General features: G+C 67.8%; 10 protein-coding genes. 5 read left to right on the forward strand and 5 right to left on the reverse strand.

The features are described 5' to 3' along the window. Window positions 1–255 precede the first annotated feature (255 nt). From AB1609_08170 to AB1609_08180, 3 genes are all read right to left on the reverse strand, one after another. Window positions 256–1,170 carry a sigma-70 family RNA polymerase sigma factor gene (locus tag AB1609_08170; GenBank protein ID MEW6046443.1) on the reverse strand — a complete coding sequence of 305 codons (915 nt, stop codon included), beginning with the start codon at window positions 1,168–1,170 and terminating at the stop codon, window positions 256–258. 5 nt (window positions 1,171–1,175) lie between these two features. Beyond that, window positions 1,176–1,622: a Fur family transcriptional regulator gene (locus AB1609_08175; protein ID MEW6046444.1), complete on the reverse strand. Its 447-nt coding sequence runs from the start codon at window positions 1,620–1,622 to the stop codon at window positions 1,176–1,178. Between the two features lie 143 nt (window positions 1,623–1,765). Beyond that, entirely contained in the window at window positions 1,766–2,281 is a 516-nt protein-coding gene (locus tag AB1609_08180; GenBank protein MEW6046445.1) for a DoxX family membrane protein, read from the reverse strand. A 340-nt stretch (window positions 2,282–2,621) separates the two neighbouring features. Between AB1609_08180 and AB1609_08185 the strand changes: the two genes are divergently transcribed. Then, entirely contained in the window at window positions 2,622–4,091 is a 1,470-nt protein-coding gene (locus AB1609_08185) for an NAD(P)-dependent oxidoreductase (GenBank protein ID MEW6046446.1), read from the forward strand. Between the two features lie 24 nt (window positions 4,092–4,115). Here the strand turns inward: AB1609_08185 and AB1609_08190 are convergent, their stop codons facing one another. Beyond that, on the reverse strand, window positions 4,116–4,397 hold the full coding sequence (locus AB1609_08190) for a hypothetical protein (GenBank protein ID MEW6046447.1): 282 nt from the start codon (window positions 4,395–4,397) through the stop codon (window positions 4,116–4,118). Between the two features lie 298 nt (window positions 4,398–4,695). On the opposite strand from AB1609_08190, the gene nth reads away from it, so the two are divergent. The 4 genes from nth to AB1609_08210 all read left to right on the forward strand — a co-directional run bounded on the left by nth (window position 4,696) and on the right by AB1609_08210 (window position 9,431). After that, a complete protein-coding gene (gene nth / locus AB1609_08195) occupies window positions 4,696–5,439 on the forward strand; it encodes an endonuclease III (GenBank protein ID MEW6046448.1) in 744 nt (247 codons plus the stop codon). 53 nt (window positions 5,440–5,492) lie between these two features. Further along, window positions 5,493–6,236, forward strand: a complete 744-nt coding sequence (locus AB1609_08200) for an SIMPL domain-containing protein (GenBank protein MEW6046449.1) — start codon at window positions 5,493–5,495, stop codon at window positions 6,234–6,236. 121 nt (window positions 6,237–6,357) lie between these two features. Continuing rightward, window positions 6,358–7,893: a helix-turn-helix domain-containing protein gene (locus AB1609_08205; protein MEW6046450.1), complete on the forward strand. Its 1,536-nt coding sequence runs from the start codon at window positions 6,358–6,360 to the stop codon at window positions 7,891–7,893. A 5-nt stretch (window positions 7,894–7,898) separates the two neighbouring features. After that, window positions 7,899–9,431 carry a carboxypeptidase M32 gene (locus AB1609_08210; protein ID MEW6046451.1) on the forward strand — a complete coding sequence of 511 codons (1,533 nt, stop codon included), beginning with the start codon at window positions 7,899–7,901 and terminating at the stop codon, window positions 9,429–9,431. Between the two features lie 62 nt (window positions 9,432–9,493). On the opposite strand, the gene AB1609_08215 is transcribed toward AB1609_08210, so the two are convergent. Then, window positions 9,494–9,979, reverse strand: a 486-nt coding sequence (locus tag AB1609_08215) for an O-acetyl-ADP-ribose deacetylase (GenBank protein ID MEW6046452.1), incomplete at its 5' end; no start/stop codon positions are given.

A 9,979-nucleotide genomic window follows, 5' to 3' on the forward strand; every position in this document is an offset into this window, starting at 1 on the left:
CACGCGGGGCCGGCCAGGATTAAAGCGGTATCGGCAATGTGCAGCAGAAGGAAGAACAGCACGCCCAGGCCTGAAATCCGGTGGAGCGCCCAGGCCAGCATGCCCTCGCGTCCCCGATACACCCGACCCCACCTCTCCAAGCGACGGCCGGCGCGGCGCCAGCGCATAGCCGCACCGTGACAACCCGCGCACCGTGCTAATAAGAGAAATCCGCGGGCGGGAACGAAACTCCTGCCAGTGTGTCGCCCGGAAACCTCAGGAAAGGTAGATGTCCAGCGCGGCCGTCCGCGCAGGGCCGCGCAGGTGGGCAAGGGCGCGTTCCTGGATCTGGCGGATCCGCTCCCGGGTGACCCCCAGCCGCCGCCCGATCTCCTCCAGGGTGTGCGGCTGCCCGTCGTCCAGCCCGTAGCGCAGCTTCAACACCGTCTGTTCGACGGGCGGGAGAGCCGTGAGCACCTGCCGTATCTGGTCCTTCAGGAGGTTCTTGGCGGCCTCTTCATCGGGCGGGGGCGCCTGCTCGTCGCCCACGAAGTCCGCCACGCGCATGCCGTCGTCGCCCACGGGGTTCTCCAGGGAGACGAGTTCCTGGGAAGCGCGCAGCGCCTCCTCCACACGCTCCGTCCCAAGCCCGAGGTGCGCCGCCACCTCGACGGGGGTGGCCTCGCGGCCCAGCTCGTGGCCCAGGAGGCTCGCGGTGGTGTTCACCTTCCCTATCGTTTCAATCATATGAGCGGGCAGGCGGATGGTGCGGGATTGGTCGCTGAGCGACCGGCGCACCGCCTGGACGATCCACCAGGTGGCGTAGGTGCTGAACCGGTACCCCCGGCGCCAGTCGTACTTCTCCACCGCCCGCATCAGGCCAATGTTACCCTCCTGAACCAGGTCCAGCACCGGCACGCCCCGGTCGACAAAGCGCATGGCCACGTTGACGACCAAGCGAAGATTGGACTCGATGAGCCGGGTCTTGGCCCGCACGTCGCCTTTCTCGGCACGCCTGGCAAGCTCGATCTCCTCGTCGTGGGTCAGCAGCGGCACCTTGCCGATTTCCTTGAGGTAGGTCTGCAGCAAATTGATGGAGCTCTCGCGCTCATCGGCGGCGCTGCGGCGAGACTGGGTGGCTTTGCGCTGCTTCGGCTTTCTGGCTGGCTTCCCTCCCTGGTTTGATGGCACGGCGTTCACCTCTCTACGTGCGCGCCCCGGCGTCGCTGGCACTCCGGGCAGATCCCGTAAAGCTCATGCCGCTGGCCGCTCACCACGAACCCCGACTGCTCGGCTACCGACTCCGCCAGGCGCGCCAGCTCGGGCTCAACTACATCATAAATACGATGGCAAGCGGTGCAAAGGATGTTGATGTGCACGCTGGGGTTCCCATCGTAACGGCTCGCGGCAGCGCCGAATCCAAGCTCCGTGATGAGCCCAAGCTCCAGCAGAAGCTCCAGGGTTTTGTAAACCGTCGCCTGGCTCATCATGGGGAAGCGGTCCTTGAGCGCCTGGTAGATATCCTCCGCAGACGGGTGCCTCTTGCTCTCCAGCAGGTACTCGTAGATCCCCACCCGCTGCGGGGTGACACGGTACCCCTTCTCCGCCAGTATCCTCTGGAACGCCTCGACTTCAGGACGCACGGAGCGCCTCCCGGTATCTAATAATACTCATTCCGGCTGGAGAATACCTCGTTGTGAGAGTAGTTGTCAACAAGTAGGGCCCGGCACTTGCCGGGCCCCTCCGAGGAGTCCTTGGCTTTTTCTCGCCCTGGCTCCCTTTGGCGTCAGGGCGCTGCTTGTGCATCACGCTCCTGCCCGCGCACCCTGGCCACGGTCTGGCGAAGCAGCGGCATCAGGTAGTAGTCGAGCCCGAAGTAGCTCGCCCGGGCACCCGCCAGGATGACGATGATGGCGACCGTGTACAGAATCGGATTGGTGCTGGTGGTGCCGGCCAGCATGAAGTTGAGGTTCATGAACGCCCCCATCAGGGCGGCGAAGCTCGTCAGCACGCCGAAGATGAGCGCAAGCCCCACCAGCGTCTCCCCGAACGCGATCAGGTAGCTGAACGTGGTGGCGTTGGGCAGCGCCACGTTCTCCAGGAACGACGCGTACCAGGGCCGCACCGCCGGGTGATCTCCTGCTGCCTTGGCGATGGCTCCCTTGAAGAAGCCCGAGATGGCCACGCCGGCCTTGTCACCCACCCAGGCGGGGTTGGTGATCTTGCCGAGGCCGGCCTCGAGCCACTGATACCCGAGCCAGATGCGCATCAGCCCGAAAACGACCCGCCAAAGCGTCTGCATCCTCTGCAAACCCCCCTTGCTGCAGCTTCTCTATCCGGTCGCCGCCGGATGCCCGCCTCTCTGCCCCAGCGGCCTCTTGCATGGCCTTGCCGGCTTCATTGTGGCAGCCGCCGTACGACCCGGTGAACTGTCGTTTGCCCGGTCCTGACCGGGACAATACTCCGGTACTCCCCGGATCCCTTACCCGGGTACCCACCGGGGGTGGAGGGACAAATGTCACAAGACGCCAGGGACGCCCGGCCCTCGCCGCCCCTGCGGCAGGGCCGCTACCCTTAGCGTGGAAACGCGCGAAAGCAGCACCAGCCGGTCAACCGGTCCGGCCAGACGGGAGGCTTGCAGCATGTCGGTGCGACGGCCGCAGTATACACGGGTTCCCATTGCCCACCGCCCCGCAGCCGAGCGGATCCGGGACTTTGACGAGGTCGTCCTCACCTACCGTGACGACGAGGCGGTGGCAGAAGCCCAGCGGTGCCTGCAGTGCTACAAACCGGCGTGCGAGCTGGCCTGCCCCAACCACAACCCCATCAAGAGCTTCATCCGCCTGGTGTCCGAGGGCCGGGCCGAAGAGGCTGCTGGAATGCTCTGGGCCCACAACGCCATCTCCTCCTGCACGGGCCGGGTTTGCGCCTGGGAGAACCAGTGCGAGGGGGCGTGCCCTCTCGGCCGGAAGGGCGAGCCTGTCGCCATTGGAGCGCTCGAACGCTACCTCGCCGAAAAGGCCCTTTCCGCCCAGTTCCCGGAGGGGCGCCCGTCGCTCGCGGCGGCATGGCCGCACGGGCGTGCGGCGATCGAGGTGGGCGACGTCGCCGTGGTCGGGGCGGGGCCGGCGGGGCTCTCCTGTGCCAACGTGCTCTCACGGCGCGGATACCGGGTCACCGTCCTGGACGCCTGGGTGGCGCCCGGAGGCGTGATGAGCTACGGGATTCCCGAGTTCGTGCTGCCCAAGAAGACGGTGGCCTCCGAAGTTGAGCGCCTCCGCCGCCAGGGGATCCGGTTCGTCCAGGAGGTCGTGGTGGGCCGGGACGTCACGGTGGATGGACTGTTCGAGATGGGGTTCCGGGCCGTCTTTCTGGGTATCGGCGCCAACGAGCCGGTCAAGATGGGCGTTTTGGGCGAGGATCTCCCGGGGGTCGTGAGCGCCAAGGACTTCCTGATGGCAGTGGCCGCGGCGCAGCTCGGCGACCGCCGGCCGGCCGGGCAGGACATGGACCTGACGGGCAAGAGGGTGATCGTCATCGGGGCCGGCAACACGGCCATGGACGCCGCCCGCACGGCGCTGCGCCTTGGCGCTTTAGACGTCTCGATCCTGTACCGGAGGGCCCGGGAGCACAGCCCATCCCGCCCGGTGGAGATGGCGCTGGCCGAGGAAGAAGGGGTTCGCTTCGAGTTCCTGGTAGCGCCCCAGCGCTTTCTCGGCGAAAACGGGCGGCTTGTCGCCGCCGAGGTCGTGCGCATGCGGCTGGGGGCTCCGGACAGTTCCGGCCGCCCCTCCCCCGAGCCCATCGAGGGATCGGAGTACGTGATCCCCATCGATGTGGCCATCCTGGCGGTGGGATACCGGGTCGAGCGGGACCTGACGGCGGCCACGCCGGGCCTCGAAGCCGGACGTGGTGGCCGGATCCTGGTGAAAGACGATCGGGGCATGACCTCGAAAGGTGCCGTGTGGGCCGGAGGCGACTGCGTGACCGGCGCCAACACCGTGGTGCATGCGGTAGCCGCCGGCCGGCTAGCAGCCGAAGCCATCGCTGCCTACCTGCAGGGGGCCAGCCGGGCCGAAGCTCCCGCCGCTTCGCCGGCGGGGGCCGGGTAAAGGCCCGTTACGCGTGAAGGCCTGTTAGTTGAGGGTACTGCCGGGAAGGTACGTGCTGGTCAGGCGCAGCAGCGCTCCCCACGCGACGGAGGCGCTGAAGCCGGCCGCGATCAGGAGCGCCAGACGCACGCGCCAGCGTCTCGACATCTGAGGGGCACTGGCCCTCCACGCTGCGGCGGCTGTGATTGCCTGGCGGGCCTGCCGTACCCCCGGCGCCATCTCCCGCCACAGCAGGCGGACGCCCGTACCCAGGGCCAGGGCCCACGTCAGAAGCGATAGAGCCCGGTGCACGCCCTCTGCCGCCATACCACGCCATCCGCCCTTGCGACCGGCCCGCCGTCCCCCGGGCACCCCGGCCTGAAGGCGGGGCCGCGTTCCTCTGGCACCGGCACTCTTCTCCTCCCGTGCCGCGGATCCTGCCAAATGTCCTGGACAAATGTCCTCCCCGCCTCGGGGCGCGACTGTATGTCCACAGCCCCGTGCCCGCGGAATCTGGACCCCGCAGCCCGCTTTGGGCCGGTCCTTTCCACCGGGCTCGCAACTGTGCTACCCTGAAGACCGTATGGGGGCAAACGACCGCGTTACATCCGACGAAGTCACGCAGGTGAGCGTACCCGACGCGCCTCGCCGCGAATCGAAAGCCCACCGGCGACGGCGAGCCCTGGCCATCGTTGAGGCCCTCAAGGCCCGCTACCCCGAGGCGCGCATCCCGCTGCGCCACCGAAGCCCGCTGCAGCTTCTCATTGCCACCATTCTCTCCGCCCAGTGCACCGACGCCACGGTGAACAAGGTCACGCCGGTGCTGTTCGAAGCGTTGCGCGACGCGCAGGACTTTGCGTGGGCCGACCGCCGGCGACTGGAAGAGCTCATCCATCCAACCGGGTTTTTCCGGCAAAAGGCTCGGATGATCCAGGAGGCGTGTCGGCAGATCCTGGATCGCTTCGGCGGTGAAGTGCCCCACCGCATGGAAGAACTGCTGACCCTCCCGGGCGTCGGCCGCAAGACCGCCAACGTGCTTTTGTCGGCGGCCGCCCTTGAGGAATGGCCGGGCTGGAACCCGAAGGAAAACGGCCTCGGCATCGTCGTGGACACGCACGTGATGCGCCTTTCCCGGCGGCTCGCCCTGAGCTTCGCGTCCGACCCGGAGCGGATCGAACAGGACCTCATGCAACTCGTCCCGCCCGAGGAGTGGGCCAGCCTGCCGCTGCGGCTCATCTACTTCGGCCGGAAGGTCTGCGTGGCCCGACGGCCCCGGTGCCAGGAGTGCGATCTCCTCACCTGCTGCCCTGCAGGCCGCCACCAGGGAGCCACTCCATGGCTGGGCGCCCGCGCCAACCGAAAGGTATAGCGGGCCGGTTACGAATACCTGGGGTAGAAGCCGGGAAAGGTGGCTTGCTTGCGTTGAGAGCAATCCGACGGCGAGCGCCAGTTGCCGCGTTCCTGGTGGCCGCCTCGCTCGCTGCAGCCATGGCCACGCCGGCCCTGGCGGCCGCACCCGACCAAGACGAGCGTTCGAGGACACTGGTGGTGACGGGCCGCGCGACGGTGTTCGGCCGCCCGGATACCGTCCGGGTCACCATCGGCATCGACACGCAGGCGCCCTCGGCGCAGCATGCGCAGGACGAAAACGCCGGGAAGGTCAACCGCGTTCTGGCAGCCCTGCAGGATTTCGGGATTGCAGCGCGCGACATGCAGACCTCGGGCATCCAGCTCGGCCCGGTGTTCCGCTACGATGAGAAGAGCCGGGAGCAGCGGCTTGTCGGCTACCGCGCCTCCTACACCCTCACCGTCCATCTTCGGAAGCTCGAGGACGCCGGGCAGGTGGTGGACGCAGCCGTGCAGGCGGGCGCCAACCGCATTGACGGGATCAGCTTCATCGTGAGGGACATTCAGCCCCTGAAGCAGCAGGCGCTGGGCCAGGCGGTGGCGGACGCCATCGCCCAGGCGCAGGCGCTGGCCCAGGCAGCAGGCATCCAGCTTGGCGAACTGGTCAGCATCAGCGGGGTCAGCTTCACCTCCTCCGTGCCCCCCATCCGGATCCAGATGGGCGCGCGGGCACCGGCGCTCGAGGACACCTCGACGCCGGTCGAGCCGGGCGAGCTGGAGTTCACGGCCAGCGTCACGGTCACCTACGCGATCCGGTGAGCGGCGTATCTTCGCCGCAAGCGCACAGCCGCGAGCGGGTCAGGTTTCGCCTTGACGGCACTATTCTCAATGTGGTAAACATCTCGTGCCCGGCCAATCTTTCATCGGGGCGGGATTCGGGGTGTCCATCAACCCGATCCACGTGATCTTTGGCCTCAAGCTGCGCCAGGCCCGCCTGCAGCGCCGCCTCACCGTCACCGACCTGGCCGCGCGCTCTGCGCTTTCCCCTTCCTACATCACGGAGATCGAGAAGGGGCGCAAGTACCCCAAAGCCGACAAGATCCTGCGCCTGGCCCGGGCGCTCGGGTATGACTACGACCAGCTCGTCTCCCTGCGGCTGGACCCGCCGCTCAACTTCCTGGAGCAGGCGCTCTCCTCCCAGGCTCTCCAGGAGTTCCCGCTGGAGCTGTTCGGAGTGGACCCTTCGGCGCTGGTGGAACTCCTGACCCGCTCGCCGGCCGAGATCAGCGCGCTGGCTCAGGCCCTTTCGGACGTCGCCCGGGGTTACAACATCCGGGAAGAGCACTTCTTCCTGGCGGCCCTGCGCTCGTACCAGGAGATCCACGGCAACTACTTCCGCGACCTGGAAGAGATCGCCGAAGCGTTCGCCGCCGACGCCGGGATCAAAGGCCGGTTGCCGGTCGAGGAGGAGGCACTGCGCGAGGTTCTCGAAAACCGCTTCGGATACATCCTGGGCCTCATCCCCCTGGACGAAGGGCCCGCCCTCGCCACCTACCGTGCCGTCTTCCTGCCGGGCCGGCCGCCGAGGCTCCTTCTCAACCCCGCGCTCCTGGCCTCGCAGCGCAAGTTCGTACTGGCGCGGGAGATCGGCTACCGGGTTCTGGGCCTGCAGGAGCGGGCCCTCACCAACTCGCCCGACCGGGTGGATTCGTTCACCCAGGTGCTCAACGACTTCAAGGCGGCCTACGTCGGCGGCGCCATCCTGATGCCCCGGGAACCCGTGGTGGCCGATATCGAGGCGTTCTTCCAGGAGCCGGCCTGGCGGCCCGAACGCCTTGCTCAGATGCTCTCGGCGTACGACGTGACGCCCGAGACGCTTCTGTACCGGTTCAGCGAGCTCGTGCCGTCGCACTTCCAGCTGAAGGTGCACTTCCTGCGCTTCAGCGAGGTGAACGGCAGCTTCCGCCTCTACAAGCACCTCAACATGAGCCAGCTGTCGCTCCCCAAGGGGTTCGACCTGAAGGAGCACTACTGCCGCCGCTGGCTCACCGTCCGCATCATCCGGGAGCTGGCGCGCCTCGGCGGGCCCGGGCCGCTTCCCGGCATCCAGCGGTCGCGCTTTTTGCAGTCCCAGAAGGAGTTCCTGTGCCTGGGCTTCGCCCGCCAGGAGAACCTCCCGCCTTACCTGCGCACGAGCGTCACGTTGGGGCTGCGGGTGGACGACGAACTCCGCCGCCGGGTGCGCTTCGCCGGCGACCCGGCCATCCCCGAGGGGCTGCTCAACGAGACGTGCGAGCGCTGCCCCCTGCCGGCGCAACAGTGCCAGGAGCGCGCCGCCCCGCCCGTTCGCTGGCAGCAGGAGCAGGCGGTGGAAGAGCGTAGGAAAGCCCTGGAAGCCCTCATGCGCAAGACCGCCGAGAGGCCTGGCGACGGCCGCGCCGGAACGGCCGCGGCTTGCGCGCTCACGAAAGGATAGGTGCGATGGCGACGACCCCCGAGGAACTTCGCTCCTCCCCCGAATTCACGGAGCTCCTGGAGATCCTGGGCACCGTGGCCGATCTGCAGGCGGCGGCCGGCGTGCTCCAGTGGGACCTGGAGACGTACATGCCCCGCGCAGGGGCCCAGGACCGCGCAGCGCAGCTAAGCACCCTTTCGAGGCTGTCCCACGAGACGTTCGTGCAGCCCCGCGTGGGCGAACTCCTCAAGCGCCTGGCGGACCGCTGCGAGGGGCTTGAGTACGACTCGTTCGAGGCGAGCCTCGTCCGGGTGGCCAAGCGCAAGTACGACCGGGCCGTCAAGGTGCCGCCCAGGCTGGTGGCCGAGCTGGCGGAGTCCGCGTCGCTTGCCACCAACGTGTGGGCCAGGGCCAAGGCGGAGAACGACTTCGCGGCGTTTGCCCCCTATCTTGGGCGCAACCTTCGCGTGGTGCGCCAGATCGTGGACTGCCTGGGCTACGAGCAACGCCCCTACGACGCCCTGCTGGAAGAGTACGAGCCCGGCATGAAGCTCTCCGACATCGAGCCGCTCTTCGCCGAACTCCGCTCCCAACTCGTCCCCATGGTGGCGGCCATCGCCGCGCGCCAGGGCCAGGTGAGCAACGCCGTCCTGCACCAGCCGTATGACGAGGCCAAACAGTGGGAGTTGACGCTGGAGGCGCTGCGCGCCATCGGCTACGACTTCAATCGGGGGCGCCAGGACAGGTCACCGCACCCGTTCACCATCGGGTTCGGGCCGGGCGACGTGCGGGTGACCAACCGCATCGACCCCAACAACTTCGCTTCGGCCCTCTTCTCGGCCATCCACGAGGGCGGGCACGCCCTCTACATGCAAGGTATCCCGGAATCGCTCAAGCGCACGCCGCTTTTCGAGGGCGCCTCCCTTGGCGTTCACGAGTCGCAGTCCAGGCTCTGGGAGAACGTCGTGGGCCGCTCGCGGGCATTCTGGCAGTTCTTCTTGCCCAAAGCACGCGCGCTCTTCCCCGAACAGCTTGCAAAGGCCGACGTGCAGACCATCTACCAGGCGGTCAACTTCTCGAGGCCAAGCGAGATCCGCACCGAGGCGGACGAGGTCACGTACAACCTCCACATCTTCCTGCGCCTGGAGCTCGAAAACGCCCTGCTGGAGGACCGGCTCGGCGTCAAGGACCTGCCGGATGCGTGGAACGAGAAGATGGAGTCCTATCTGGGCCTTCGGCCCCGGGACGACGCCCACGGGGTGCTGCAGGACGTCCACTGGTCGCACGCCAGTATCGGCTACTTCCCCACCTACACGCTCGGCAACATCCTCTCGGTGCAGTTTTACGAGCAGGCCTGCCGGGAGCGGCCGGGGATCGAGGAGGGCATCTCCCGCGGCGACTTCACGCCGCTCCTCTCGTGGTTGCGCGAGAAGATCCACGTGCACGGGGCCAAGCTAAAGCCGAAGGAACTGGTGCAGCTGGTGACCGGCGGCCCCATGCGGGTCGATCCGTACGTCGCGTACCTGAAGCGCAAGTACGGCGAACTTTATGGCATCTAGTACTGCCCCGCCAGCAAAAGGGACGGCCGGCAGTCCCTCGCTCGCCCGGGCCGCAATGCCGTCTAGGGAACCGGGCTTGCCAGGAGCCGGCGGTATACCTCGAAGTCGGGGCGGCTGAAGAGCACGAAGCGTACCTCGCGCAGGCTCAGGCCGCCCCGGATGGTGCGCTCCCGGATGAAGTGCACCACCGCCTCGACCGCCACGGGAGCCGCCTCCTCGATGGGATAGCCGTAGGCACCCGTGCTGATGGACGGGAAGGCGACCGTGGCCAACCCCTTTTCCGCAGCCAGAGCGAGCGAGTTGCGGTACGCGGAAGCGAGCAGCTCCGGCTCGCCGTACCTTCCGCCCCGCCAGACCGGCCCCACCGTGTGGATCACGTAGCGGGCCGTCAGCCGCCCGCCTGTGGTGATGACGGCCTTTCCCGTCGGTAGCGATCCCTGCCGCGCCACGATGGCTTTGCACTCCTCCAGGATCCGCGGCCCGCCGGCCCGGTGGATGGCTCCGTCGACGCCGCCCCCGCCCATCAGGCTGCTGTTGGCGGCGTTGAC

Source organism: Bacillota bacterium, from assembly GCA_040754675.1.
Classification (GTDB): domain Bacteria; phylum Bacillota; class Limnochordia; order Limnochordales; family Geochordaceae; genus Geochorda.